The 25,922-nt window shown below is 70.9% G+C and carries 29 protein-coding genes; 16 read left to right on the top strand and 13 right to left on the bottom strand.

Annotated elements, in window-relative coordinates:
- Positions 1-19 precede the first annotated feature (19 nt).
- Positions 20-259, bottom strand: a complete 240-nt coding sequence (locus Hrr1229_RS07090; protein WP_123113549.1) for a hypothetical protein — start codon at positions 257-259, stop codon at positions 20-22.
- Positions 260-352: 93 nt separating this feature from the next.
- Complete coding sequence (locus Hrr1229_RS07085; protein ID WP_123113550.1) at positions 353-679, bottom strand: hypothetical protein; 327 nt, start codon at positions 677-679, stop codon at positions 353-355.
- Between the two features lie 58 nt (positions 680-737).
- Here Hrr1229_RS07085 and Hrr1229_RS07080 point away from each other — a divergent pair, with 58 nt between their 5' ends.
- From Hrr1229_RS07080 to thrC, 4 genes are all read left to right on the top strand, one after another.
- Positions 738-953, top strand: coding sequence for a hypothetical protein (locus Hrr1229_RS07080; RefSeq protein ID WP_123113551.1), 216 nt, complete (start codon positions 738-740; stop codon positions 951-953).
- A 77-nt stretch (positions 954-1,030) separates the two neighbouring features.
- Positions 1,031-1,705, top strand: coding sequence for a uracil phosphoribosyltransferase (upp, locus tag Hrr1229_RS07075; RefSeq protein WP_123113552.1), 675 nt, complete (start codon positions 1,031-1,033; stop codon positions 1,703-1,705).
- 101 nt (positions 1,706-1,806) lie between these two features.
- The gene (locus Hrr1229_RS07070) at positions 1,807-2,022 is read left to right on the top strand and encodes a hypothetical protein (protein WP_123113553.1); all 216 of its coding nucleotides are present in this window, start codon (positions 1,807-1,809) and stop codon (positions 2,020-2,022) included.
- A 139-nt stretch (positions 2,023-2,161) separates the two neighbouring features.
- Positions 2,162-3,445: a threonine synthase gene (gene thrC, locus Hrr1229_RS07065; protein ID WP_123113554.1), complete on the top strand. Its 1,284-nt coding sequence runs from the start codon at positions 2,162-2,164 to the stop codon at positions 3,443-3,445.
- A gap of 49 nt (positions 3,446-3,494) precedes the next feature.
- On the opposite strand, the gene serA is transcribed toward thrC, so the two are convergent.
- Positions 3,495-5,099 carry a phosphoglycerate dehydrogenase gene (gene serA / locus Hrr1229_RS07060; protein ID WP_123113555.1) on the bottom strand — a complete coding sequence of 535 codons (1,605 nt, stop codon included), beginning with the start codon at positions 5,097-5,099 and terminating at the stop codon, positions 3,495-3,497.
- A gap of 273 nt (positions 5,100-5,372) precedes the next feature.
- On the opposite strand from serA, the gene Hrr1229_RS07055 reads away from it, so the two are divergent.
- Together Hrr1229_RS07055 and Hrr1229_RS07050 are read left to right on the top strand one after the other, a co-directional pair.
- Positions 5,373-6,656, top strand: a complete 1,284-nt coding sequence (locus Hrr1229_RS07055) for a hemolysin family protein (protein ID WP_123113556.1) — start codon at positions 5,373-5,375, stop codon at positions 6,654-6,656.
- A 49-nt stretch (positions 6,657-6,705) separates the two neighbouring features.
- Positions 6,706-7,536 carry a hypothetical protein gene (locus Hrr1229_RS07050; RefSeq protein ID WP_123113557.1) on the top strand — a complete coding sequence of 277 codons (831 nt, stop codon included), beginning with the start codon at positions 6,706-6,708 and terminating at the stop codon, positions 7,534-7,536.
- Positions 7,537-7,581: 45 nt separating this feature from the next.
- Here the strand turns inward: Hrr1229_RS07050 and Hrr1229_RS07045 are convergent, their stop codons facing one another.
- From Hrr1229_RS07045 to Hrr1229_RS07035, 3 genes are all read right to left on the bottom strand, one after another.
- Positions 7,582-8,886, bottom strand: a complete 1,305-nt coding sequence (locus Hrr1229_RS07045; RefSeq protein WP_123113558.1) for a HEAT repeat domain-containing protein — start codon at positions 8,884-8,886, stop codon at positions 7,582-7,584.
- Between the two features lie 162 nt (positions 8,887-9,048).
- On the bottom strand, positions 9,049-9,624 hold the full coding sequence (gene thpR / locus Hrr1229_RS07040; RefSeq protein ID WP_123113559.1) for an RNA 2',3'-cyclic phosphodiesterase: 576 nt from the start codon (positions 9,622-9,624) through the stop codon (positions 9,049-9,051).
- A gap of 408 nt (positions 9,625-10,032) precedes the next feature.
- Entirely contained in the window at positions 10,033-11,808 is a 1,776-nt protein-coding gene (locus Hrr1229_RS07035; protein ID WP_123113560.1) for an excinuclease ABC subunit C, read from the bottom strand.
- 147 nt (positions 11,809-11,955) lie between these two features.
- Here Hrr1229_RS07035 and Hrr1229_RS07030 point away from each other — a divergent pair, with 147 nt between their 5' ends.
- From Hrr1229_RS07030 to Hrr1229_RS07020, 3 genes are all read left to right on the top strand, one after another.
- Entirely contained in the window at positions 11,956-13,575 is a 1,620-nt protein-coding gene (locus Hrr1229_RS07030) for a methyl-accepting chemotaxis protein (protein ID WP_123113561.1), read from the top strand.
- A 96-nt stretch (positions 13,576-13,671) separates the two neighbouring features.
- On the top strand, positions 13,672-15,099 hold the full coding sequence (locus tag Hrr1229_RS07025; protein WP_123113562.1) for a cytochrome P450: 1,428 nt from the start codon (positions 13,672-13,674) through the stop codon (positions 15,097-15,099).
- Between the two features lie 3 nt (positions 15,100-15,102).
- Positions 15,103-15,315: a hypothetical protein gene (locus Hrr1229_RS07020; protein ID WP_123113563.1), complete on the top strand. Its 213-nt coding sequence runs from the start codon at positions 15,103-15,105 to the stop codon at positions 15,313-15,315.
- Between the two features lie 439 nt (positions 15,316-15,754).
- On the opposite strand, the gene Hrr1229_RS07015 is transcribed toward Hrr1229_RS07020, so the two are convergent.
- Together Hrr1229_RS07015 and Hrr1229_RS07010 are read right to left on the bottom strand one after the other, a co-directional pair.
- Positions 15,755-16,339, bottom strand: coding sequence for a 2'-5' RNA ligase family protein (locus tag Hrr1229_RS07015; protein WP_123113564.1), 585 nt, complete (start codon positions 16,337-16,339; stop codon positions 15,755-15,757).
- Positions 16,340-16,342: 3 nt separating this feature from the next.
- Positions 16,343-16,546 carry a hypothetical protein gene (locus Hrr1229_RS07010; RefSeq protein ID WP_123113565.1) on the bottom strand — a complete coding sequence of 68 codons (204 nt, stop codon included), beginning with the start codon at positions 16,544-16,546 and terminating at the stop codon, positions 16,343-16,345.
- Positions 16,547-16,643: 97 nt separating this feature from the next.
- On the opposite strand from Hrr1229_RS07010, the gene serB reads away from it, so the two are divergent.
- From serB to Hrr1229_RS06985, 5 genes are all read left to right on the top strand, one after another.
- A complete protein-coding gene (gene serB / locus Hrr1229_RS07005) occupies positions 16,644-17,291 on the top strand; it encodes a phosphoserine phosphatase SerB (protein ID WP_123113566.1) in 648 nt (215 codons plus the stop codon).
- A 127-nt stretch (positions 17,292-17,418) separates the two neighbouring features.
- Complete coding sequence (locus Hrr1229_RS07000) at positions 17,419-18,249, top strand: lycopene cyclase domain-containing protein (protein ID WP_123113567.1); 831 nt, start codon at positions 17,419-17,421, stop codon at positions 18,247-18,249.
- Complete coding sequence (locus Hrr1229_RS06995) at positions 18,242-19,333, top strand: Brp/Blh family beta-carotene 15,15'-dioxygenase (protein ID WP_123113568.1); 1,092 nt, start codon at positions 18,242-18,244, stop codon at positions 19,331-19,333. Before Hrr1229_RS07000 ends, Hrr1229_RS06995 begins: the two co-directional genes overlap by 8 nt.
- A 72-nt stretch (positions 19,334-19,405) precedes the next feature.
- Positions 19,406-20,062, top strand: coding sequence for an N-acetyltransferase (locus Hrr1229_RS06990; RefSeq protein ID WP_123113569.1), 657 nt, complete (start codon positions 19,406-19,408; stop codon positions 20,060-20,062).
- On the top strand, positions 20,059-20,343 hold the full coding sequence (locus Hrr1229_RS06985) for a hypothetical protein (protein WP_123113570.1): 285 nt from the start codon (positions 20,059-20,061) through the stop codon (positions 20,341-20,343). Before Hrr1229_RS06990 ends, Hrr1229_RS06985 begins: the two co-directional genes overlap by 4 nt.
- Before the next feature lie 54 nt (positions 20,344-20,397).
- Here Hrr1229_RS06985 and Hrr1229_RS06980 read toward each other — a convergent pair whose 3' ends face one another.
- A complete protein-coding gene (locus tag Hrr1229_RS06980) occupies positions 20,398-21,285 on the bottom strand; it encodes a YkgJ family cysteine cluster protein (RefSeq protein WP_123113571.1) in 888 nt (295 codons plus the stop codon).
- A 491-nt stretch (positions 21,286-21,776) separates the two neighbouring features.
- Positions 21,777-22,454, bottom strand: a complete 678-nt coding sequence (locus Hrr1229_RS06975) for a class I SAM-dependent methyltransferase (protein ID WP_123113572.1) — start codon at positions 22,452-22,454, stop codon at positions 21,777-21,779.
- A gap of 115 nt (positions 22,455-22,569) precedes the next feature.
- On the opposite strand from Hrr1229_RS06975, the gene Hrr1229_RS06970 reads away from it, so the two are divergent.
- The gene (locus Hrr1229_RS06970) at positions 22,570-23,013 is read left to right on the top strand and encodes a DUF2391 domain-containing protein (RefSeq protein WP_123113573.1); all 444 of its coding nucleotides are present in this window, start codon (positions 22,570-22,572) and stop codon (positions 23,011-23,013) included.
- A 28-nt stretch (positions 23,014-23,041) separates the two neighbouring features.
- Here the strand turns inward: Hrr1229_RS06970 and Hrr1229_RS06965 are convergent, their stop codons facing one another.
- A complete protein-coding gene (locus Hrr1229_RS06965) occupies positions 23,042-23,596 on the bottom strand; it encodes a magnesium transporter (protein ID WP_123114896.1) in 555 nt (184 codons plus the stop codon).
- 77 nt (positions 23,597-23,673) lie between these two features.
- Positions 23,674-24,246, bottom strand: a complete 573-nt coding sequence (locus tag Hrr1229_RS06960; RefSeq protein WP_123113574.1) for a magnesium transporter — start codon at positions 24,244-24,246, stop codon at positions 23,674-23,676.
- A gap of 105 nt (positions 24,247-24,351) precedes the next feature.
- Here Hrr1229_RS06960 and Hrr1229_RS06955 point away from each other — a divergent pair, with 105 nt between their 5' ends.
- Positions 24,352-24,930, top strand: a complete 579-nt coding sequence (locus Hrr1229_RS06955) for a hypothetical protein (RefSeq protein ID WP_123113575.1) — start codon at positions 24,352-24,354, stop codon at positions 24,928-24,930.
- Positions 24,931-24,943: 13 nt separating this feature from the next.
- Here Hrr1229_RS06955 and Hrr1229_RS06950 read toward each other — a convergent pair whose 3' ends face one another.
- Complete coding sequence (locus Hrr1229_RS06950; RefSeq protein ID WP_123113576.1) at positions 24,944-25,813, bottom strand: hypothetical protein; 870 nt, start codon at positions 25,811-25,813, stop codon at positions 24,944-24,946.
- Positions 25,814-25,922 lie beyond the last annotated feature (109 nt).

Raw genomic sequence — 25,922 nt, 5'->3', positions numbered from 1 at the left:
CGAACTGCGGGCGGCGACCTCAGCAGGCGCAGCCGGTCCCGCTCGCGCGCTCGAACCGCATCGACTCGCCGCAGTCCGGGCATTCGGGCGTCCCGTCGGCGTCGCGGTCGAGCCCCTCCGCGTCGACGTCGACGTCCCGGACCCGCACCCCGCAGTCGTCGCACCAGTACGAGCCCTCAGAGCCGTCGTCGCCGGCGTTGCCGGGCGCGCGCTGTGTCGACCCCTCCATCACGTCCGTTACCGTGTCAAAAATCCCCATGAACGATCATGCGAGTTCCGTCATCTTAGTCTCCCGGTGCTGTGCGAACCGTACGCACAGTCGAAGTGGCGGTAAGTGTCGGAGAGAGCCGGGTCACAGCAGCGGAACGGTCAGCGCGACGATCAGGACGCCGAGCGCCATCCCGGCGTACAGCAGGCGTTCGACCCGCGGCCCCGGCGGGAGCGGGCCGGCGTCGAGCGGCGGGGCGCAGCGGACGAGCTGCTGATAGGCGATCGCGGCCGCGACCGCGAACGCCAGCGTCGAGACCGCCAGCGACGTGGAGAGCGCGAGCCCGTACGAGAGGCCGTAGATCGGTCCGAACGAGAGCGCGAACGTGAACGCGATCCCGACGGTGACGAGGAAGGGAACCGGGTCCACCCGATCACCGTGGCGGTTGTGAACGGGGACCTCGATGCGCATGCCGGCCGTACGAGCCGCACGGACAAGAGCTAAGTGCCGGTCTCCCGCGGGGTTTCGTATGAGCGAGGAGCCGAAGGGGATCCGCGAGGGGGTCGAGGAGTCGAAGGGCGACCCGCGGCTGATCCTCCTGTTGAACGCGGTCCTGTCCGCGTGGTTCGGATGGACCGTCGTCTGGGGGCTCGACCGGCTCGGCGTGACGGCGCTGAACGCGGTGAACGTCGGGGCGCTCGCGCTGATCATCTTCGGGGTGACGTACGTCGCGGTGCTGCGGTGAGTCCGGGGAGCGACGACCCGGGGGCGAGCCGTCGGGGTTCGCCACAATTTAGGCCGGGCGCGGCCACTCTCTCGATAATGACGATCGAAGACCGCGACGACGCGCACCTCATCACGCACGCGCTGGCGAAGGACACCCTCTCGCGGCTCCGGGACGTCGAGACCGAGCAGGTCGCCTTCCGGAAGGGGCTGGTGAAGCTCGGCCGCATCTGCGGCTACGAGATCATCGACGGGGCGATGGAGACGGAGTACGTCCCGGTCGAGACCCCGTTACAGGAGACCACCGGCGAGCGCGTGAAGGGGCTCGACGACGTGGTGATCATCAACGTCCTCCGGGCCGCGACGCCGTTCGTCGAGGGGCTCCTGAAGGCGTTCCCGCGCGCGAAGCAGGGCGTCATCTCCGCCGGCCGCGACGAGGAGGCCGGGATGACCGACGGGGAGTTCCCGATCACCATCGACTACGTGAAGCTCCCCGAGATCGGCCCCGACGACACCGTCATCGTCGCCGACCCGATGCTCGCGACCGGCTCGACGATGTGCGCGGTGCTCGACCACGTCCTCGACGAGGCCGGCGACTTCGAGGACCTGTTCGTCCTCTCGGCGGTCTCCGCGCCCGACGGGCTCGTCCGCGTGAGCGAGCAGGTGCCCGAGGCGGACCTGCTGACGGTCGCCATCGACGACCGGCTCGACGACGACGGGTTCATCGTCCCCGGGCTCGGCGACGCCGGCGACCGCGCGTTCCGGACGGTCTGAGGCCGTTAGCGCGTCGCCGCCGCCGGTCCGGACCCGCCCGTCTCGTCGAGCGCGCCAGTCCGCCGACGTACTTTTAAGAGCCGTCCCCGCGACCGATCGGTATGAGCGACGCGCCGACGACCGATCCCTGCGACGCCTGCGGCGAGCCGACGACGGACGCGCTCGCACGGACCGTCCGGCTGAGCGTCGATCGGGCGAACATCGACACCCAGCGGCTCTGTCCCGACTGCTTCGCCGACTGGATCGAGCGCTATCAGAACCGGCTCGGCTCCGGCCCCGACGAGTCCGACGGGAGCTCCGAGATCATCGTCGACTAAGAGCGCCCGAGTCGGTCGGTCCTATCACACTTCATCCCGACGCCGTCCCCGCCCCGAACCGGTTCGCCCCGGAGCGGGCAAACGGCAACGTCCGTCCGGACCGCCCGTCTTAAGCCGCGGCGGAACGGACGACGACGTAATGGATCTCGCCATCGACGCCCCGGCCCCGGCGGCGCCCGACTGCGCCGACGACGGGACGTGGCTCGCCTGCATCGAGTGCGACGAGACGTTCGCCCCCTTCGAGGACGTCCGGTACACCTGCGACGAGTGCGACGGCCTACTGGAGGTGCGCTACGCCGACCCGCCGACGTTCGACGAGTTCGGCTCGGGCGCGTCCTCCGACGGCCCCGACCGCGGCGTCTGGCGCTACCGCGAGGCGCTCCCCTTCGATCTGGGCGTCACGCTCCCCGAGGGCGACACTCCGCTCCACCGCGTCCCGCGGATCGAGGAGGCGGTCGGCGTCGACACGCTCCGAGTCAAACACGAGGGGATGAACCCCACCGGCTCGTTCAAGGACCGCGGGATGACCGTCGGCGTCCGGGTCGCCAAGGAGCTTGGCGTCGGCGCGCTCGCGTGCGCCTCCACCGGGAACACCTCGGCCGCGCTCGCCGCCTACGGCGGGCGCGGCGACATGCAGACGCTCGTGCTCCTCCCCGCGGGGAAGGTCGCGGCGGGGAAGGTCGCGCAGGCGAGCCTCCACGGCGCCCGCATCCTGGAGGTCGACGGCAACTTCGACGCCTGTCTCGACATCGTCCAGGAGCTGGCCGCCCGCGGCGAGGCGTACCTGCTCAACTCGCTGAACCCGTTCCGCCTGGAGGGCCAGAAGACGATCGGCTTCGAGATCTTAGAGGAGTTCTACGCCGACTACGGGGTCTTCCCGGACCGGATCGTCCTCCCCGTCGGCAACGCCGGCAACACCTCCGCGCTTTATAAGGCGTTCCGCGAGCTCGTCCAGGCGGGCGCGCTCGACGTCGACGAGGTCCCCAAGCTGACCGGCGTGCAGGCCGATGGCGCCGCGCCGATGGTCGAGGCGATCGAGGCGGGGAACGACGAGATCCGGCGGTGGGAGGAGGTCGAGACGCGCGCGACCGCGATCCGCATCGGCAACCCGGTCAACGCGCCGAAGGCGATCCCCGGGATCCGCAACACCGGCGGCACTGCCGTCGCCGTCAGCGACGACGAGATCACCGCCGCGCAGCGCCACCTCGCCGCCGAGGGCGTCGGCGTCGAGCCCGCCTCCGCGGCGAGCCTCGCGGGGCTCAAGAAGCTCCGGCGCTCCGGCGTCGTCGACGACGACGAGCGCGTGGTCTGTCTGACGACGGGGCACCTCCTGAAGGACCCCGAGGCCGCTTACGAGGCCGGCGGCGACCCCGAGCCCGTGCCGAACGACGTGGACGCGGTGCTCGACCACCTGCACGGGTAGAACGCCGCGAAACCGATTTTTGGGTTTGAAAAGAAGTCGAACCGAGCCGCTACTCCGCCTGTCGCTCGTCGGCCTCGTCGAGCGTGATCTCGGTGACCTCGACGATCCGGTCGTCGTCGAGCAGCGCCTCGATCGCGGCGTCGGGGACGTCGTGGTCGAGGTTGTAGACGGTGAGCGCCTCGCCGCCCTGCGTCTCGCGGGCGTTGTACATCCCGGCGATGTTGACGTCGTGGTCGCCGAGCACGGTGCCGATGAGCCCGATGACGCCGGGTTCGTCCGTGTTGCGCGCGACCAGCATGTTGCCGTACGGGACCGCGTCGACGCGGAAGCCGTCGATCCGGACGATGCGCGGGTCCTCGCCGGCGAACAGGGTCCCCTCGACGGCGATGGAGTCCTCGCCGTTATGGACGGTGACGCGCACGAGGCTCTGGAAGTCCTCCGTCTGGCGGGTCTTCGACTCGGTCACGTCGATGCCGCGCTCCTCGGCGAGCCGCGGCGCGTTCACCGCGTTCACCTGCCACTCGAGCGGCTCGAAGACGCCCTTCAGCGCGCTCGCGGTGACGAGCTCGACGTCCTCGTCGGCGATGTCGCCCTCGTAGGCCGTCTCCACGCTCGTGATCCGCCCGTCGAGCAGCTGCGCGGCGACCTTCCCGGCGGTCTCCGCGACGGCGATGTACGGCTTGATCCGCGGGAACGCGGTCTCGTCGACCGAGGGCGCGTTGAGCGCCGTCAGAACGGGCTCGTCGTCGAACGCCGAGAGCACGGCCTCCGCGGTGTCGACCGCGACGTTCTCCTGTGCCGCCTCGGTCGAGGCGCCGAGGTGCGGCGTTAAGACGATCTCCTCGACGTCGAGCAGCGGCGAGTCCTCGGGGAGCGGCTCCTCGGCGAAGGAGTCGAGCGCGGCGCCCGCGAGGACGCCGTCGTCGACCGCCTCGGCGAGCGCGGCCTCGTCGACGATGCCGCCGCGGGCGCAGTTGATGAGGTAGCCTCCCTCCAGCTGGGCCAGCTCGTCCTCGCCGATCATCCCCTCGGTCTCGGGGAGGAGCGGGGTGTGGACCGTCGCGAAGTCGCCGCGCGCGAGCGCCTCGTGGAGGTCCTCCACGAGTTCGGCGCCGAGCCGGTCGGCGCGCTCCTCGGAGATGTACGGGTCGTAGACGACCAGGTCCATCCCGAGCGAGTCGAGCCGCTTGGCGACCTCCTGCCCGACGCGGCCGAGCCCGACGATGGTGAGCGTCTTGTTGTTCACCTCGGTGCCGAGGAACTCGCCTTTGGCCCACTCGCCGCCGATGAGGCGGCCGTGCGCCTGCGGGATCGAGCGGGCGACGGCGAACGTCATCGCGACCGTGTGCTCGGCGGCGGCCCGGACGTTCCCCTCGGGCGCGTTGGCGACGATGACCCCGTTGTCAGTCGCGGCCTCGATGTCGATGTTGTCGACGCCGATACCGGCGCGACCGACGATGACGAGCTCGGGGGCGGCCTCGAAGACGGCCTCGGTGACCTCCGTCCCGGAGCGGACGATGAGCGCGTTGGCGTCGCTCACGGCGTCGAGGAGGGCCTCCCCCTCGACGTCGTAGTCCGTTTCGACCTCGTGGCCGGCGTCTCGGAGTCGGTCCAACCCCGCGTCCGCGATGGGGTCGGTCACGAGTACCTTCATACCCGTATCCTCCGGCGGGGCGAGGTTAACGCTTTCCGAATCGCGCCGTTTTGCCGGGCGATATGATCCTTGATCGTGCGTATGCACCCCCTTCGTTTCCGGTGGAAACACCTCGTTCGTGTCTACCCGGATCGCGGTCGCGGAGCGCCCCCCTCCGCTCGCCTCGGGGCGCCGGCCGCTGGTCGTCCGGGCGCCGAGAGTGCTCGTCCAGCGGCCCCGAGCGCGCTCGGCCCGCGGCGGTACTGCCTTTTATATCGGGGCGCACGTGCCCACATGGACATCACGATCGCGTTCGTCGGCGTGGCCGCCATCCTCGTGTTGACGGGGATCAGCGCCTTCTTTTCCAGCTCGGAGCTGGCGGTCTTCTCGGTCCCGACGCACCGGATCGACTCGCTGCTCGCGGCCGACGTCCCCGGCGCGCGGGCGCTCTCGGCGCTTCGAGAGGACTCGCACCGCTTCCTCGTCACGGCGCTCGTGAGCAACAACGTCGCCAACATCGCGGCCGCCTCGGTCGCGACCGCGGTGTTCGTCCGGTTCGGCTTCTCCGGGGGCCAGGCCGCGACCGGGTCGACGATCGTCACCTCGGTCTTCGTCATCGTCTTCGGCGAGATCGCGCCGAAGTCGTACGCGGTTGCGAACGCCGAGAGGCACGCGCTCCGCGTCTCGCGGCCGGTCGTCGGGATCCAGCGCGTCATCCGCCCGGTGCTGTACGTCTTCGAGGCGCTCTCCGGCGTCGTCAACCGCTTCACGGGCGGCGAGTCCGCCATCGAGTCGTACCTCACCCGCGAGGAGATCGCGACGCTCGTGCTCTCGGGAGAGGCCGCGGGCGCGATCGACGCCGACGAGGGGGCGATGATCCGCGGCGTGCTCGACTTCGGGTCGACCCGCGTCTCCGCGGTGATGGTTCCCCGGACCGACATGGTGGCGGTCCCAGACACCGCGACCCCGGCCGACGTCCTCTCGACCGCCGGGCGCGAGGGCGTCACGCGGATGCCCGTCTACGGCGAGAACCGCGACGATATCATCGGGACCGTCGACGTGCGCGACGCCATCGGCGCCCACGAGCGGGGCGAGCCCCTGGCGAGCGCCCTCCACGAGCCGACGTTCGTGCCGGAGACCCAGCCCGTCGACGAGCTGTTCGACGAGCTGCGGTCGAGCGGGCAACGACTGTCGGTCGTCGTCGACGAGTTCGGCGCGGTCGTCGGGATCGTCACGCTGGAGGACGTCGTCGAGGAGGTCGTCGGCGAGCTGGTGGGGCGGTGGGAGACCGACCACGTCGACGTGGTGGCGCCCGACGCCGCGGTCGTCCGCGGGTGGACCACCGTCGCGCACCTCAACGAGACGCTCGGGCTGGAGCTCCCGATCGACGGGGGCGTCGAGACGGTGGCGGGGCTGATCACCCGGCGCGTCGGGCGGATCGCGGCCGAGGGCGACCGAGTCGAGATCGGCGAGGTGACGCTCACCGTCACGGGCGCGACCCCGACGCGGGTGACGCGGGTCCGGGTCGAGCATCCCGGTCCCGACGACGGGTCGACTGACAGCGACGGTCGCCTGTAACACAACATACATATCCCCCGATAGGCAGGTGATACACACGCTTCCGATAATGATGACTCGATGGGGGTGCGGTCGGTGCGGGTTCGTCGCGTGGACCGCGGACCGCTCCGAGATGCGCGACGTCGTCGGTTCGCACCTCCTCGCGCACGCGCCGGACGCCGTCTCCCGGTCGGACTTCCGGACGAGCTGGGACTGTCCGTACTGCTCGACCGAGAAGACGGGCTACGACGGTGACAGCGTCGTGGAGGGGTTCAAGACCCACCTCTACGAGCACGCCGCGGACGGGGTCGTCGACGGCGTCCACGTCGCGGACCGCTTCTCGTGGGACGGCACCGTCCACGTCGCCGCGCCGGTCGACGGTCCGGGCGCCGACGCGCTCCGAGTGCATTTCCACGACCACGCGGACTTGGTGATCGCGGTCACCGCCGACCCGGACCGATTCGTTCGCCTGCTCGACGCGGAACTCGGCGCTTGGCCCGGTCGGACCGTCGTCGTCAGCAGCGAACCGTACTCGTTCGAGACCGACGCGCCCGACGGTCCCGACGACGGGTCCGTCGAGATCGTCGAGATCGATCCTCGACTCGGCGCGGAGGAGCTCGGTGAGACGGTGTCGCGCATCATCGACGCCAACCACGCCGCCGGCGACACGCTCTCGGTCGAGGTGAGCGTGTTCCGTGAGATCGTTCGGTCGTTCGACGTGCAGACGGCCTGCTCGTTCATCAGGATGCTCTCCGCCCGATTGGACGACACCGGCGGCGCCCTCCAGCTGTACTCCGACGCCGACGCGGACGCGAACGTCTCGACCGTGCTGAACTTCCTCGACGACGAGATGGACCTGCGTCTGGCGGCCGAAGACGAGCGGTTCGTCCGGACGACGTAGCCCGGCGTCTCGTTCGTCCGGGAGTCCGCGTCCCGTCGTACCGAGTCACTCCCGGTGTTTCTCCGTGTAGTCCGCCGGCCACCTGACGTAGACGTACTCCAGAGCCCGGTCGGTCACGCGGTCGGCCGTCCGGCGCTTACGACGGCGGAGCACCCGCCGCGCTCGCTCGCTCGCGTCCTCGCCCGTTCCCGGGTCCTCCGCCAGCGCCCTCAGCTGCCGTTCGAGATCCGGGGACTCGACGCGCCGGAGATACGCGGCGGCGAGGTCGGCGACGAGGTCGTCGGCGTGACCGAGCGCGTCCAGCAGCCACTCGATGACGGCCGGGTCGCCGGTCGCCGTCCCGAGCTCGCCGAGCAGCCACGCCGCGTGACACCGCGCCTCGTCGGTGGCGTGGCCCCCGCGGTCGCCGGAGACGACTCTGTGGAGCAGTCGACCGATCGGTCGGTCCTCGGGGTCGTCCGCGCCGCCGGTCCCGTCGTGCGGGCCGCGCGTCCCGTCGGCTCCGGTCGTCTCCTCCCTTTCGTCCCCTGACGGCCGGTCGGAGACGACCCGCTCGCGGACGTCGCGTCCCCGGACCGACTCCCCCTCCGCGAGGAGCCTGACCAGCGACACGGTCGCCGCGTACCGGACTTCGGGAGACGCGTCGGCCGTCGCCCGGAGGAGCACCGCTGCCGACTCGGGGCGGTCCAGCCCGTACAGCCGCGTGACGACGGTCCGGCGGAGCCGTTCGCTCCCCGCGTCCGCGGCGGTCGAGAGGAGCGTCACCGCCTCCGACGTGCCGATCGTCACCAGCGCGTCGACCGCGGCGCGACACACGAGCGCGTTCCGCGTTCCCAGCAGCGATCTGATCGGAGCGACCGCGTCACCGCCGAGCTCGGCGTACGCACGTACCGACCGGGCCCGCACCCGGGCGTCGCCGTCGCCGAACGCTTCGCGGAGCCGATCCGTCGCGTCCGGCGAGCCCGTCGCGCCCAGCCCGGTCGCCCCGACCATCCGATAGGCGGCGTGGTCGCTCGTCAGCCATCGGGCGAACACGGTCTCTGGACCGGCGGCGGCGTCGCGCCGTCGGACCGCGGCCGCGACCCGAGAGACGAGCTCGTCGACGTATCGGTCGCCGTGGAAGTACAGCGCGTCGATGGCTTCCGCACGAACGGCGGCGTCCTCGTCGGTGAGTACGACCCGCAACAGCCGGTCGGCGATCTGACGCTCGTCAGCGACCATCGAACTCGACGGGGTCCCGAGCGCCTCGACGCCCTCCAGGCGGGTCGCCGCGTCGTTGCCCTCGTCGAGTAGCGCGAACGCCCGGGGACGCGTATCGTCGGCCCGGTTCGAACGCGAGTCGTGCTCCATCTGTCCCCGACTTGTCGGCGCCGCGATTAAACGTACTCCCGTAAGTATCAGCGACGAGAATATCGGCGAGACAGCGTTCCGGTCCCTCGACTCGTCGATATCGGCACCGGAGCTCGTCTCGCCCTCCACCGCGATCGAGCGTCTCCTACGCCCACCGGTTTCTCAGAGCTCGATCGACGCGACGGTCTCGTACACCGGGCCGTCGTCCGTCAGCGTCGACGAGACGAGGCGGACCTCCTCGGCCTCGAACCGGCCGATCTCGGGATCGCGGTTTTGGACGACGTCCCGCACCAATCCCTTCCCGCGGGCGTCGTTCATCCGGGCGAGCGTGACGTGCGGGGTGAACGCGTGCTCCTCCGGGTCGACGCCGAGCGCGGTCGTCTCGGTCTCGATGGCTTCGTGGAGCGCGGTGAGTCCGGCGCTCCCCTCGTCGATTCCGGCCCAGACGACCGAGACGTAGTCGAGGCTCGGAAAGACGCCGAACCCCGCGATCGCGCACTCGAAGGGGTCGACGTCGGCGTCCGCGACCGCGAGCTCGCCGGCCGCGATCACGTCGTCGAGGGAGGGCGCGGAGTCGTCGGTGTCCGATTCGTCGACCTCGCCGAGGAACTTCAGCGTCACGTGCGCCTGCTCGGGATCGACGAAGCGGAGGCCCTCGGCGCCCTCGAACGCGGCCTGAGCGTCCGCGATCGGGTTCGCGAGATCGTCCGGGAGGTCGACGGCGAAGAACGCTCGCATGACGAAGGGGAATTTGGTGGAGAGCGCTTATAAATCGTTGATGATGTGAAGGGTATCCGCGAAGTGCCAGTCGCTCGTTTATGAAGGGTTGACGCAGGATCGATAGAGACCTCCAAAGCCCCAGCCGCTCGCTTATAAATGGTTGCTGCTGGATCGACAGTGGTAACCTCCAAAGCCCCAGCCGCGAGGACTCGCGCGCTTTGCTGTCGTTCGAGACGCCTTCGGCGTCTCGTGATGACGAGAGAGCGAAGCTCTCTCGAACCACGCTCCTCGGTCGCTCACTTCGTTCGCTCCCTGTGGTGCTTGCTGCAGCGTGCTTCGCCCTCGCGGCAGCGAGGCGCGAAGCGCCTCTGGCAGCGCGCCACCGCACCAGTTGTATATAACTAATCACTTGGCTATCCAGGCTATTTATAAACGCTCGCGGAGCGTCTCGGCGGTCGCGTCGCCGACGCCGTCGACGTCAGTGAGATCCTCGCGGGAGGCGTCCCGGACGTTCTCGACCGACCCGAAGCGGCGCAGGAGGCGGCGCCGGGTCTCGGGGCCGACCCCGGGCACGTCGTCGAGGACCGTCGCGACCTCGTCGCGGACGGTCTGGTGGTAGGAGACGGCGAAGCGGTGCGCCTCGTCGCGCACGCGCTGGAGCAGGTGGAGCTCGGGGGCGTCGTCGTCCCACCGGCGAGTTCCGGTCGGGGTGACGACCAGCTCCTCGGCCTTCGCCAGGGCGACGACGGGCACGTCCCACCCGGTCTCGGCGAGCGCGTCGCGGGCGGCACCGAGCTGGCCCTCGCCCCCGTCGATGAGCAGGAGGTCGGGGTCGGGGCGGTCGTCCCGGCCCGCGACCGCGCGCTCGGCGCGCCACCGGATCAGCTCCCGCATGTTGGCGTAGTCGTCGTTGCGGTCGGTGAGCTTCTTCCGGCGGTAGTCGGCCGTCTCCGCGCTCCCGTCGACGAAGCAGACGTCGGAGCCGACCACCGCGGTCCCCTGCGCGTGGCTCACGTCGAACCCCTCGATGCGGGCGGGACGGTCGATCCCGAGCCGCTCGCCGAGCGCGCCGACGGGGTCGTCGCGGCCGCCGCGCTTGCGGGCGTTCTTCAGCGCGAGCTCGACGAGCTTCGCCTCGCGGCCCGCGCCGGGCACCCGCACCGCGACGCCTTCGGCCTCCAGCCAGTCGACTACGTCTGGGTCGGCGGGGCGCTCGGCCAGGAGGACCGCGTCCGGGAACTCGCGCTCGGCGTAGTACTGCGTGAGGAACGCCGACAGCACCGCGGCGGGGGTGTTGGCGTCGGGGTCGGTACCCTCGTCGCCGTCAGACGATTCATCGCCTACCGCCGCCGCGTCCAGCCGGTGACGGCTCCGATCGACAAGCTGGCCGCGCTCGCTGTGGAGCCGGGCGACGCGGGCGACGTCGCCCTCGACGGCGGCCGCGAGCACGTCGACGGTGCGGTCGTCCGAGCGGTCGCTGACGGCCTCGCCGCCCTCGCCGTGGAACGCCTCGACCGCTTCGAGCCGGTCCCGGAGGTTGGCGGCGCGCTCGAACTCCGCGGCCTCGGCGGCGGCCTCCATTCGGCGGCGCAGCGGGTCGGCGAGGACGCCCGTCTCGCCCTCCAGGAACCGGTGGACAGAGGCCACGTCCTCGGCGTAACTCTCCGGGTCGATCTCGCCGGTGCAAGGGGCCGAGCAGATCCCCATCTCGTAGTCGAGGCAGGGCCGGTCGCGGTTCGCGTACTTGTGGTCCGAGCAGCCGCGGAGCCGGTACTCGTCGCGGATCGCCTTCACCACCGTCTCGACGCGGCCCTTGTCGGTGAACGGGCCGTACGCCACCGCGCCCTCCTCCGGGTCGCGGGTCACCTCGATCCGCGGGATCGGGTGGTCGGTCAAGGCGATCAGCGGGTACGACTTGTCGTCCTTCAGCCGCACGTTGAATCTGGGCTGGAGCCGCTTGATCAGGTTCGCCTCCAAGAGCAAAGCCTGCGTCTCGGTGTCGGTGACCGCGAACTCGATCCGGTCGGCGCGCGCGACCATCCCCCGGATACGCCCCGAGCGCGGGTCGGCGTACGACCGGACCCGGTCCCGGAGGTCGACCGCCTTGCCGACGTACAGCGTGGTCTCCCCCGCCCGGAACTGGTAGACGCCGGGCTCGGTCGGGAGGTCCGCGGCCCGCTCGCGCACGGCGTCGGCGTCCATCGGATCGAGGTAGCCGCCGAACGCGTTTGAACGCTGCGGGCCGGGGATCGCGGAGCCGGTCCTGTCAGTCGTCGAACCCGTTGATTATCATAGTTGAATAACAGAGGGAACAGTTTATTCGGGTGCTTTGGAGAGAGCGACGTAGACATGACGGGACTTCGAGGGCTGCTCCGGGGCGTGCTCGGACGGGATCGGAACTCGCGGTCGGTCCCTGACGGGGGCGTCGTCGTCGACGAATCAGACGCCGGTTCGGGCGCGGCCGGCGCGCCGGGGCCGGCGGTCGGAGCGGAGGGCGAAGCGCACAAGGTGACCGACGAGGACGGCGTCGCCCGCGCCGAGACGCTGGCCGCGGCGGGGTTCCGACAGGCGTTCGACGCGACGAGCGTTCCGACGTTCATCCTCGACGCGGACGGTAACGTCGCCGAGTGGAACGAGTCGATCGTCGCGCTCACCGGGAGCGAGCGCGAGGACGCGATCGGCCACGACCACGTCTCGGAGCTGTTCTACCCCGACGGCCGCCGGGCGGACACCCTCGCCGACAAGGTGCTCGACGCGCCCGAGGACGCCGACGAGGTGTACGGCGTCGAGCGCTGCGGCTCGGCCCGGAACCGCTACCGCGACACCAGCACGATGGTCGACCGGCACGGCGACGAGAAGCACATCGAGTTCACGGCGACGCCGCTGTACGACGGCGACGAGGTCATCGGCGTCACCGAGGTCGTCGTCGACCGCACGGAGAACGTCAACGAGCGCGACGCGACGCGGGAGCTGGTCGCGGAGATCCGCGGCACGGCCGAGGAGATCGGCGAGGGGAACCTCGACGCCCGCGCCGTCCGCCACGAGGAGTGCGAGATCTTAGACGAGGAGCTGCTGGCCGCCATCGACGTCGTCAACGGAATGGCCGAGAACCTCCAGGACCTCTCGGAGAGCGTCCACGAGCAGGCGCGGCAGATCGACGAGACGGTCCAGGAGGCGAGCGGGGCCGCCGCCGACATCGCCGAGAACGTCGACGAGCAAAACGAGCTGTTAGAGGAGAGCGTCTCCGAGATGCAGTCCTTCTCGGCCGGCATGGAGGAGGTCGCCGCCACGGCCGATCAGGTCGACTCCGCGGCGGTCGCGGCCAGCGAGGCGGCCGATCAGGGGCTCGACGCCAGCGAGGACGCCCGCGAGGCGACCGAGGACGTCGTCGAGATCGGCGACGAGCTCGTCGAGAGCGTCGGCGCGCTCTCGGAGCGCATGGACGACATCGAGGAGGTGATCGAGGTGATCTCCGACGTCGCCGAGCAGACGAACCTGCTCGCGCTGAACGCCAACATCGAGGCCGCCCGCGCCGGCGAGGGCGGAGACGGGTTCGCCGTCGTCGCCGAGGAGGTGAAGAAGCTCGCCGACGAGACCCGCGGCTACACCGAGGAGATCACGCAGAGCCTGGCCGAGCTCCAGGCGCAGTCGGACGAGACGAGCACCGCCGTCGAGCGCTCGCACGACCGCATCGAGGACGCCGGGGCCGAGATCGAGACGGTGCTGGACTCCTTAGCGGAGATCGCCGACGCGGTCGACGAGGCGGCGGCGGGGGTCGCCGAGGTCGCCCGGACGACGGACGACCAGGCCGCGACCGTCGAGGAGCTCACGTCGTCGCTGGAAGCGGTCCGGGAGCGCTCCGACCGCACCGAGGAGGCGACCGACCGCATCGTCGAGGCGACCGACGACCAGGAGGTCGCCGTCGACGAGCTGATCGCGCGCGTCAAGCGGCTGGACGCGAGACAGTAGGTGGCCGCGACGCAGTAGGTGGCCGCAAGGCGCCAACCGAGGCGCGCGTTCTCCCCGCTGCCGAACGTTTAACCTCGCCGAGACCCTGTTTCTCGTATGTCCGTCACGCCGCCCGGACCCATCGGCGACCCCGTCTTCGGCAACGGTCGCCAGTACGCCGACGACCCGTTCTCGTTCATGCGCGCCTGCGCCGACAGCTACGGCGACGTCGTTCGCTTCGACCTCGGCCCGCGCGAGACCTACCTCCTGACGAACCCCGCCGACATCGAGCGCGTCCTCGTCTCCGACGCCGACCGCTACCGGAAGCCGCAGTTCGGCGACGACGCCATGGACACCCTGCTGGGGAACGGCCTCCTCATGAGCGAGGGGGAGACGTGGCAGCGCCAGCGCAGGCTGGCGAACCCCTCGTTCCACAACCGGCGGATCGGGGCGCTTGCGGGGACGATGGTCGACCACACCGAGTCGCAGCTCGCCGACTGGAGCGACGGCGACGTCGTCGACATCCAGCTGGAGGTCGCGCGTCTCACCGTCAAGATCATCGTCTCGGCGATGTTCGGCGCCGACATCACCGACGAGGAGGTGAAGACGGTCCAGGAGAAGCTGGAGCCGCTCGGCGCCCGGTTCGAGCCCGACCCCCGCCGCTTCCTGATCCCGAACTGGGTGCCGACCCGCGAGAACCGCGAGTTCGACGCCGCCGTCGACACCCTCGAATCGGTGATCGACGGGATCGTCGAGCGCCGGCGGGGGACCGAGCGCGACCCGAGCGTCGACCCGGCCGGCCCCGAGGGCGTCGCCGTGCGCGGCCCCGCCGGGGACGGCGACGGCGATCTGCCGATGGACCTGCTCTCCGTCCTGCTCCGCGCCCGCGACCGCGGCGAGCAGACCGACGAGAACCTCCGCGACGAGCTGGTGACGATGCTGCTCGCGGGCCACGACACGACCGCGCTCGCGCTGACGTACACCTTCTACCTGCTCTCGAACCACCCCGAGGCGCGGGGGCGCGTTGAGGCGGAGGCGGAAGCCGCGACCGGTGGTGGTCGCGCAGCGGCCGACGCGACCGCCGCCGACGGCGCCCCGACCGCGGCCGACGTGCGCGACATGGACTTCACCGAGCGCGTGCTCAACGAGTCGATGCGCCTCTATCCCCCCGTCTACACCCTGTTTCGCGAGCCGAAGCTCGACGTGAAACTGGGGGGGTACCGGATCCCGGAGGGCTCCGCCCTCATGCTCTCGCAGTGGGTAGTCCACCGATCCCCGCGCTGGTACGACGACCCGGAGACGTTCGACCCGAGCCGGTGGAAACCGGAGCGCCGGAGCCAACGCCCCCGGTTCGCGTACTTCCCGTTCGGGGGCGGCCCGCGCCACTGCATCGGGAAGGCGTTCTCGCTGCTCGAAGCCAAGCTGATCCTCGCGAAGGTCTGCTCGCAGTACGAGCTCGACTACGAGGGGCCCGAGCTCTCGCTGCGCGGGTCGCTGACGATGCACCCGAACCACCCGGTGCCGATGCGGATCCGCGAGCGGTGAGGGATGGCGACCGACGAGCGGTCGTACTGTCGCCGCTGCGGCGAACCCCTCTCGCGGGGCGTCATCGCCAGCCAACAGCGCGCCTGCTGTCTCAACGCGACCCCCATCGCCGGCGTCTGTCCGACGCACGGCCCCGTCGGGCCGCACCACGCGGTCGACGAACCGAGCGAGAGCAACGAGACTGGCGGTAGCGATGGCGGCAGCGAGCGGGAGTGACCGCCGACGGCGACGTGCTATTTATAAGTAGATCAGCGGTGGCGCACGCCTCCGAGCGGCCGCCCTCGGCGGCCGCGAGGAGCCCGTGCGAGGGAGTCGCTGGCGCCCGAAGCGAAGCGGAGGGTGCCAGCGACGAGGCTGGGGAGGCGTGAGGTGCGGTTGCTGTGCGGGGCGGGACTCAAAGGGGCAGCCGGCGAGGCGGGCGCAGACGACGCAAGCACTGGAGGGAGTGAGCGAAGCGAACGACCGAAGCGCGCAGCGAGTGTGCGCCCGCCTCGCCGGCTGGGGCTTTGGATGTGTTCACCGTTTAATCGGAGACATTCGCGTATCGCCTCCCGGCTGGGGCTTTGAAGCTGTTCGCCGACGATCCGCAATCAATTATTTATAAGCGAGCAGCTGAGGCTTTGGAAGCGTTCACCGCCGATCCGCCGACAGACAGTTATAGATCGATAGTCGCGGCGACCTCGCGGAACTCGGGGTCGTAGAGGTCGAGCGCGTGGACGCGCCACCGTATCGGGTCGATCTCCGCACCCACGAGGTCGGCGACGACGCCCGGCGACGGATTGCCGCCGCGAGCCAGGGTGACGTGCGGAACGAACTCCTCGCCCTCGATCCCCTCGATCGCGCCGTAGGCCGCACACAAGCGCTGATGGAGCCGCACGAGAACGTCGCTCTCGACGGCGAGGTACACCACCGGCCGCGAGCCGGAGGCGGGCGAGTCGAAGACGTCGATCCCGGTCACGGCGACGTCGAACGGGTCGGTCCCCGAAAGGAGGGGGCGGAGGTCCTCGCGCAGCGCCGCGAGCGCCTCGGGCTTGGGCGGCGTCGGTTCACCGCCGGGATCGGGGTCCGCGCGGCCGGAGCGAGCGCCGCCAGCGACGCGGTCCGGGACGTCCTCGACCCCGAGGCGCTTACAGACGAGGGTGTGTCGGTCGCGCACGCGGTCGAACCCCGAGAGTTTCGGGTGGAGATCGGCCGCAAGATCGCCGACCGCGGGCGGGAGCGGGACGTTCAGGCTGAACACGTCTCAGATCCGGTCGGTGAGCCGTAAGGCGATCAGGACGACGATCACGATGACGATCAGCGGGGAAATCGCGTCTACGATCGCGAACGTGAGGTCCAGCACCGCGCCGAGGATCTCCACGAGAAGCCACACGACAGCGAGTCCCAAGATCAGCTTCAGGAGGTCGTCGACGTCGACGTCGGCGCGGTCCGCGTCGGGTCTGTCCATGCGGAGACGACGACCGCGACGGGCAAAAAGACCACCGGGGGCGCGTCATCGTTGCGCGATCGGGTGTTTAAAAACGGCTCCGGGCCGAACGGAGTCCATGAGCCTCATCGCGTTCGACTTCGACGGCACGCTCTCCGACTCCGAGATGACGGTCCTGCTCGCCGAGCGGGCGGGCGTCGCCGACGAGGTGGCTGCGATCACGGAGCGGGCGATGAACGACGAGCTCAGCTACGCCGAGAGCCTCTACCGGCGGGCGGAGCTGCTCGGCGGGCTCGGCGAGGACGACGTCGCGGCCGCGTTCGACGAGGTGGCGCTCCGGCCGGGCGCCGGCGAACTGATCGAGCGCCTGCAGGCCGACGGCCACCACGTCGCGGTGCTCACGGGCGGGTTCGAGCGCGGCGTCGAGCGCGCGCTCGCGAAGCAAGGCGTCGAGGCCGACACGATCGTCGCCAACCGCCTCCCGATGGCGGGGGGGAAGCTCACCGGCGACGCCGAGGGGCCGCTCATCGAGGGGACCAAAGACGACGCGCTGGCCGATCTGGCCGACGACCTCGGCTACCCGATGGCCGAGACGGTCGCGGTCGGCGACGGCGCGAACGACCTCCCGATGCTGGAGGTCGCCGGGCTCGCGGTCGGATTCGTGCCGAAGGACGCGGTCCGCCCGGTCTGCGACGCCGTCGTCGCCTCCATGTTCCGGCTCGGGAAGGTGCTGGAGGGTCACGGCGTGCTGTCGCGCGAGGAGTAGACTCGTCGGCCGCCGATCCCCGGATGCGATCCCGCCGACCCTCGGGGACGACCACACTGTTTGGACTGGCCCTTAATAAGCGAGAGAGCGAACATGAACCCATGAACGCCGCCGGTGGGGTGATCGGATGCTACCGACGCTGACGTATCTCCAGTTCCACCTCGTCTTCAGCCTCCCCGTGGTCGCGGCGCTGTGGTACCTCGCGCCGCGGTACGGCGCCGTCCGCCGGCGACGCGCGACGGTCGGGATCGCGATCCTCGTCGCCATCGCGTACGTGTACACGACGCCGTGGATCAGCTACATGATCCGGCGGGGGGCGTGGTCGTACGCCGACGGCGCGGTGCTCGTCCGGGCGCTGTCGATCCCGCTCGGCGAGTACCTCTTCTTCGCCATTCAGACCGTCGTCACCGGGTTCGCGCTCCACCTGATCGGGTTCGACCCGACGTTCCGCGAGGGCGACTTCGACCGAGCGCCCCGGGTCGCCGGCGTCGTCGCCGGCGTCGCGATGGTTGTCGGCGGGCTCTGGCTCGTGACGCTCGACCCCTCGTACCTCTACCTCGGCGGGCTGATCGCGTGGGTCGGCCCCGTCTTCGCGCTCCAGTGGGCGGTCGGGGGCGGCTACCTGATCCGGACGCCGCGGATGTGGCTCGCCGCGACGCTGATCCCGGCCGCGTACTTCTGGGTGGCCGACCGGATCGCGATCGCGATGGGGACGTGGCGGCTTTCCCCCGAGCTCACGAGCGGGATCGCCGTCCTCGGGCTCCCGATCGAGGAGATGCTCTTCTTCGCCTCGGCCGGCGTGATGACCGTGAACGGGCTCGTCCTGTTCGAGTGGGTGCTCGACTGGAACGACCGCCGCGGGCGGCCGACCGAGTCGTCGACCGGGGCGTTCGGACGGGAGCCGGAGCCCGACTCGCCCGAACCGGAGCCGGAGTCGCTGGACCCCGTCGATGACTGAGGCCGCGACGCGCTCGGCGGCGAGACGCGAGACCGGAGCGATCGACCGCGGCGACCGCGCCCGGTCGGGGGTCGACCGGTGGTTCGCGCTGTACCCCGCACTGGCGCTCGCGGCGCTGCTGCCGGTCGGCGCCGTGACCCCCCTGTTTCCGGTCGAGGTCGGCGTCGCGACGTTCGCGCTCGGGACCCTCGTCGTCGGCATGGCCCACGGCGCGGTCGACCACCTCGTCCCCCTCCGAGCGGCGACCGACGTGTCGCTCCGGCGGTCGATCGCGGTCGTCTCCGTCGCCTACGCGGTCCTCGGCGGGGCGGTCGTCGCGGCGTTCTTCCTCGCGCCCGTGGCCGCGTTCGTCGGGTTCATCGCGCTCACGTGGCTCCACTGGGGCCAGGGCGACGTGGCGGCGCTCGTCGTGGCCGGCGTCGACCACCTCCCGACCTCGGCCGAGCGCTGGCTGAGCCTCGTCGTCCGCGGGGGGCTCCCGATGGGGGTCCCGCTGCTCGCGCACCCGGACGAGTACCGGCTGGTCGCCGAGTGGATCGTCGGCCTGTTCGTCGTCGACTCGGCCGCCGCGGTCGACCCCGTGTTCGTCCCGGAAACCCGGCTGGCCGTCGGCGCGTTCATGGTCGCCGCGACGGCGCTGTCGGTCGGGCTGGGGTACTGGCGGGTCCGATCCGGGGCCTCGCAACGCGGGTGGCTCCGCGACGTCGGCGAGGTCGCGGCGCTGTGGGCGTGGTTCCTGCTCGCCGCGCCCGTGTTCGCGGTGGGCGTGTACTTCGCGCTCTGGCACGCGCTCCGGCACGTCGGCCGGCTCGTGCTCGTCGACGAGCGGGCGGCGACCGCGATCCGCGACGGCGACGTGCCCGGCGCCCTCCGGCAGTTCGCGCGCGACGCCGCGCCGCTCACCCTCGGGGGGTTCCTCATCGTCGGCGCGGTCGGGCTCTCGGTCCCCGCCGGCGTCGCCGCCCCCGGCGACCTGCTCGGCGTGTCGCTCGTCGCCATCGCGGCCATGACGCTTCCCCACGTGGTCGTTGTCGCGTGGCTCGACCGGAAACAGGGCGTCTGGCGGCCGGGAGCGGCCGGATAGGCCGCGGCGGTTGGCCTCGGAGACGCCGACCCACCGCGCCGCTCTTGTCGGCCGAGAGCGTACCTTCGGAGGATGGACGAGATCGCGATCCGAGACCCGCGGCCGGGCGACGCCGACGAACTGGAGGCGCTCATCACCGAGCACTTCAGCGAAGGGAGCTCCTACGGCGTCGACCTCGGGATCGGCGACCCGACGTACCACGTGCTGGTTGCGGTGGAGGGCGAGGGCGGGGCGGAACCGGACGTGGGCGGCGCAGGGCCGGACGCGGGCGGCGCAGGACCGGACGCGGGCGGCGCAGGACCGGACGCGGGCGGAGATGTCGACGACTCGATCCTCGGGGTGATGGCGCTCCGCGAGTTCGCGGACTCGGGCGCCGTCGCCGACGAGATGTACTTCTTCGACGACTCCGACCTGATCCCCGCCGCCGACCGGTACGGTCACCTCGAGATGGGGTACGTCCGGGACGGAGCCACGGGGCGCGGGATCGGGAGCCGGCTCCTCGGACGCCTGCACGGGATCGGCGCCGAACGCGGGGTCGACGTGCTCGTCGCGGACTCGTGGTATCACCGCGGCGCCGACTCCCCGGAGAAGCTGTTCGACCGCCACGGCTACGAGACGGTCCACCGCGAGCCGATCGACCGACCCGCCGCGGAGTGCCCGAAGTGCGAGGTCGAGTGCACCTGCGAGGCGGCGCTCGCGGTGCGCCGCGTCGAGGAGGGAGCGCAGTGAACCACGACCGCGTCCACGCCCGGGAGCCGTCGCACCACGTCGACCGGTGGTCGGTCGGAGTGATCGAGTCGATCGACGAACGCGACGGGCACGCCGTCGTGACGGTCCGCCCGGTCGCGTCGGAGGGCGAGGAGGGGGGTGGAGCCGGAGACGACGGCGACGCCCCCGTCGAACTCGTGATCACGCTCGCCGTCAGAGACCTGTTCGTGGGGCGGCTCCCCGTCGAGGACGGCGAGTCGCCGGTCGGCGAGCGCGCGTGGTATCGCAAGCGAGGCGGGTGAGCGCGGGCGAGAGGGAGCGCGACCGCCGGGACGGCACCGGATCCGTTCGCCCGGTCAGTCCCACCCCGGCGTCCCGGGGGCGCCGGCGTCGTCCTCCAGATCGCTGACTAGTCGATCGACGGCGGCCGCGTCGCGGTCGACGGCCTCCCCGTCGCCGCCCGCGCGGTCGGTCCACTCGCGAACGGCGCGCCCCGCCCACGAGTCGGCCTCGCGGGCGCGGGCCCGGGCCTCGGCCATGCGGTCGCGATCGACCGACAGCGACCCCGGCCGCGAGCCGACCGCGGCGCCCGCGAACCGGGCGCGGTCGTCGGCGGTGAGCGAGTCGTTCACGATCCGGTCGAGGACGCCGTCGAGGTCGTCCGGATCGGGGTAGGCGAAGATCGTCGTCCCGAGCGCCTGCGGGCCGAACGCGGGCGCGGGGAGGTCGTCAGGCGGCTCGTCGTCGAGGAGGCGGTCGCCCCCGCCCGCGGCCTCGACGCGCTCGCACTCGGTCTCGGCGTCGAGTTCGAGGTTGTGTCCCGGGTACGTCGCGCAGGTCCGGGGGTACCGCTCCGCCCCGTGGATCCGGCACTGGAGCGTCGTCGGGTCGAGGAAGACGCAGGCGTCGAGCCAGCGAGGCCCCTCGGTGCCGATCGGCGCGACCGGCTTGGGCGGTTTCCGGAGGCCGATCATGAACACGGGGCGGTCGCCGGCGGCGGCGACGTCGACGCCGTCGACGGAGACGCACGCGTCGGACTCGGCGGGCTCGAACAGCCGCGGGACGAGCGCGTCGCCGAGCCCGTCGTCGAGGAAGCCGGCGACCTCGTCGCGGGTGAGCGGGGCGAGGTCGTAGGTGTCGTCGAGCGGCGGGCGGTCGCCGGCGCGGTCGGAGCCGGCGGCGTCCGGGTCGAGCGGCCGCCAGTCGACGCAGCAGCCGGCGCAGCCCTCGCAGCGGAGTTCCATATGGTATCAACTGTGCGAACGGTTCGCATGATTAAAAGGTATCGGCGGATCACGAGTCTTTACTTATAAATAGACGGTGGTGCGGTGGCGCGCGCCTCCGAGCGCCCACCGGGCGCGAGGAGCGCGTGCGAGGTCGCCGGCGCTACGCGCCGGCTGCCAGAGGGACCGAAGGTCCCTCGCTGGAGTCGCTGGCTCCCGAAGCGAAGCGGAGGGTGCCAGCGACGAGGCTGGGGAGGCGTGAGGTGCGGTGCTGTGCGGTCGGGTGGGACTCAAAGGGGCAGTCGAGAGGCGGGCGCAGGCGTTCACGAGAGCAAAGCTCTCGTGAGCCAATCAGAACGCGGAGCGTTCTGATGACGACGTAAGGACCACAGGGAACGAGCGAAGCGAGTGACCGAGGACCGCAGCGAGCGTGCGCCCGCCTCCCGGCTGGGGCTTTGGCGGTGTTCATCGCAGAGTTGTCGACGGCAGTGATTTATAACCGATCTGCGAGATCAAGGTGCGACGCCGACCGTCAACAGCGTCCCCCACGTCCGGTAGCGGTCGACCATCGCCTCGCGGGAGTCCCAGTCGTCGGTGGGGAACGCGTCCGCGTCCGGGATCTCGATCTCGCGGTCGGGGACGTTGTCCTGACCGGCGACGTACAGCCCGGCGTCCCGGAACGCTTCGCGGTACTCCTCGCGGCTCCAGAGAGTCATCTCCACGGCGATGTTCTCCTGCCACGCGTGGGTCGATTCGCTCTCCGCGAAGTAGTTGACGGCGCAGTAGAAGGTGCCGCCGGGCTTCAGCACGCGCCGGATCTCCCGGAGCGTGTTCCGCGGGTCGGCCGCGTAGTAGAACGCCTCCATCGAGAAGACGTGGTCGAGCGAGTCGTCGGCGAAGGGGAGCGCGTCGAAGTCGCCGACGAGGAAGCCGACGGCGTCGTCGTCCGTGTAGCTCCGGGCGTTGCGGGCCATCTCCGGCGCGCCGTCGAGCCCGTACCCGCGGCCGATGCCCCGCTCGCGAAGCGCGCGGAGCGCGTAGCCGGACCCGGTGCCTAAATCGAGGACGGCGTCGCCCGCCTCGACCGGCATCCGGGCGAGCACGTGTTTCGCGGTGTGCCAGTGCCGGTCCTCCATCCCGCGGTCCTTCCCCGACGTCGCCCACTGGTCGAACTCCTCGCGAACGCTCATGGCGGGACGACGGGCGGACGGGTGAAAACCGGTTCGGAGGGGAACGGCTCCCGGTCGCCGCGACGCGCGGCGGCAAAGCGTCGCCGTTTTATCGGCCGCCGTCCCTTTGGAGTGTATGAAACGCCCGCAGAGCCTCCGTCGGCCGAAGTTCCGGATCGCGGACTCCGCGCAGCAGGCGGTCGGCGGCTTCCTCCTCGCGGGCCCGTTCGTCGTCACCGGAGAGGTGTGGGACCTGGCCGCGGGGATGAACGCGATCCAAGGGGCGTTGACCGCCGGGCTCGTCGCGCTGATCGGGTACGCCGCGCTCTACCGGGCCGACACCGGCCGCGACCCCGAGGTAGAAAAGGAGATCGCCGGGATCCCAGCCCGGTTCGTCTCGCTGATGATCGTCGCGTTCGGCTCCGTGACCGTCCTCGCGGTGCTGTTCGACGCGCCGGACACCTTCCTCATCCAGCAGGGCGTGACGGGGACCGAATTGTTGGTGACCACGGCCAAGGCCGTCTCCGTCAGCGCGGTGTTCAGCGTCGTCGGCGCCGCGACCGCCGACAGCGTGTTCTGAACTCCCACGATGACAGCGCCTTCCGAGCTCACACGACCACGGAGACGACCGCGAAGAGGATCAGGACGCCGGCGATGTCGCAGACGTTGGTGACGACGGGGATTGTGGTGTCGTCGGGGTTGAACCCCATCCGGTAGGAGATCTCCACGGCGGCGACGCTGGTGACGACGACGAGGACGGCGAGGAGCATCCCGGAGACCAGCGAGACGAGGAGCACCCGCCCGAGTCCGAGCGTGCCGCCGAGCGCGACGCCGATGGCCCACGCGGCGACGCCGACGACGCCGAAGACGGTCCCCGCCAGCGCGAACACGGCGCCGGCGTTCGCCCTGAGGTCGGGGTTCGACGGGTCCAGCTCGTAGGTCCCGAGGTAGAGCTGGGTGGTGAGCCGGGAACAGGTGATCGAGGCGAGGTTCCCGGCCGTGCCGATCTGGACCGGCACCAACACGAGCAGCGCCGGGTTGCTGACGAGCACCGCCTCGTACGTCTCGAGGACGGTCCCCGAGACGAGCTGGAGCACCGACAGCGCGGCGAGGAGCGGGATCATCGTCCGGACGATCCGGCGGATCGACCACTCGTCGGTCATCGTCGTCTCCGAGGCGGACGCCGAGCGGCCCCCGAGGTCGGAAGCGCTCCCGTCGCCTCCCGCGCTGGCGGAACCGCTCACAGCACGACCCCCACGATGTAGATCCCAACGAGGAGGAAGAGGACTCCGAACACGTCGCCGAGCGTCGTCACGACCGGCCCGATCACGTTGTCGGGGTCGAGCCCCCGGCGGTAGCCGACGAAGATGACGGCGATCAGCACCGAGATCATGAGCACCGCCGAGAGGAATCCCGCGACGACCATGATCCCGACCAGCTGGAGGAGGTTCCCCTCCGTCCCCAACAGCGTCAGCCAGAGGTAGGTGACCACGGCGATGAACACGGAGACGGTCATTCCGTTGATGAACGAGGCGAGGATCGCATTCCTGAGGCGGCGGTCGAGGCGGAATCGGGGCTCGATGAGCCCCTGGTGGAGCCCGGTCGAGAGGCGGGCCCCGAGCGAGCCGTACACGCCGCCGCGGGTCGCGAGGAACGCGGGGAGCAGGAGGAGGAGGCCGGGGACCTCCGAGATGCCGGCGCGCATCGTCTCGGAGCCGAGGATGGTCCCGGCGAAGAGCCCGGCGACGAGGCTGACGAGGATCACCGGCAGCGCCTGTCGGTAGACGTCGCGCGCGGTGTCGTGGCCGGGCATCGTGTGTGCGAACGCGAGGGGGAGTCAAAAAACCGGCCGGCGCCGTCGGCGGCGACCGACCGACGCGGCCCGCACCGTTAAGTCGGTCGGGGGGTTTCCGATCCCATGGACTACTCGCTCGCCATCGAGAACGGGCCGGAAACGATCCCGGGCGGCACCGGGCTGCTGCTCGTCCACCCGAGCATCGGCGAGACGGACCGGATCGACACCGACTTCCTGAAGACCGACACCGACGCGTTCCTCGTCGTCTCCACGCGCACGACCGCGCGAGAGGTCGAACAGAAGCTGGAGTACTACGACGTCGACGAGACGAAGGCGACCATCCTCGACACGCTCTCCGTCGAGCGCGGCTACTCGCGGCGCTCCAGCGACGACGTGTTCTACGTCTCCGCCCCCGACGACCTCGACGGCGTCGTGGACCGGGTCGAGCGCTTCCTCACCGAGAACGAGGGGAAGCGGCGGGTCTCGGTCGACTCGCTCACCGAGATGGCGTACTACGCCGACGACGACGCGGTGTACGAGGCGGCCGCTGAGATCCTCGACCTCCTCGACGAGCACGACGCGGTCGGGATCTTCCACCTCTCCGAGGAGGTCCACGAGGTCGCGACGCTCGACCGGTTCCGCGACCTGTTCGAGGGCGTCATCGAGCTCGACGGCGAGGGCAACGTCAGCTTCGATATTTAAAAACGAGAGCCGGTCAGCCGTCGGCGTCGACCATCGATTCGAACGTCTTCTCCGCCCACTTCACCGCGTAGGGAGCGCCGCGGTCGCGGTAGGCGGCGGTGTCGAGCGCGGCGAACGGCGCGGGGAGGTCGAGCCCGTGGCGGACGGCCGAGCAGGCGTACTCCGTCGCGCTCGCGAAGTCGGTCTCGCCGCGAGCGACCTCGCCCGAGAGGTCGCCGAGCCGTCCCTCCAAGCGGTCGCCGGCGTCGACCCACGCGTCGAACAGCCGCGGGTGGCGGCCCTCCCACGACGCGAAGGCGTCGCGGGTGTACAGCCCGACCCACGCGTCGAACAGCGCGGCCGCGACCTGGAAGACGTCCGTCGGGCCGTATCCCGTGGTCGAGGCGCCGGTGTCGGGGTCCGGGCGGCGGATCGCGGCGTCGAGGTCGCGATAGCGCTCGCCGAAGAACGGGAGGAAGCTCTCGGGGAGCCAGTCAGGGGGAGCGTCGTCCGGAAGCGATCCGGGAGCCGGTGAGACGCCGATCTGGACCAACCGGTCGGCGACCAGGAACGCGAGGAAGTCGTCCGGCGTCCCCTCCGCCCGCTTCTTGACGAGCACCGCTTGGGGGTCGGTCTGGGTCGACCGGACGACGGTGCCGTCGCCGGGGAGCCCGACCGTGAATGCGGGACCGGCGTACTTCCGGAGGAGCTCCGGCACCTCGTCGGGGAGCCACTCCCCGGGGAACGACGCGGGCGAGAGCCCGTCGACGAACAGGCCGAGGTCCTCGGCCGCGGCCGGCGGGAGCGTCTCGAAGTCCGCGTCGACGTCGATGACGGGTGACCCGGGCGCGTGCTCCTCGCGGACTGCATCGAGGTCGGCGTCGAGCGGCCGGGACGAGAACATCAGCCGAGCACGTACGAGAGGATGATGAGTACCGACAGGGCCGCCGACACGCCGATCGTTCCGAGCACGATCGTGGTGGATTTGCTCATGTCGAACCCTGAGGCCGCCG

Source organism: Halorubrum sp. CBA1229 (assembly GCF_003721435.2).
Classification (GTDB): Archaea; Halobacteriota; Halobacteria; order Halobacteriales; family Haloferacaceae; genus Halorubrum.
This window is presented reverse-complemented; position numbering and strand designations above follow the sequence as displayed.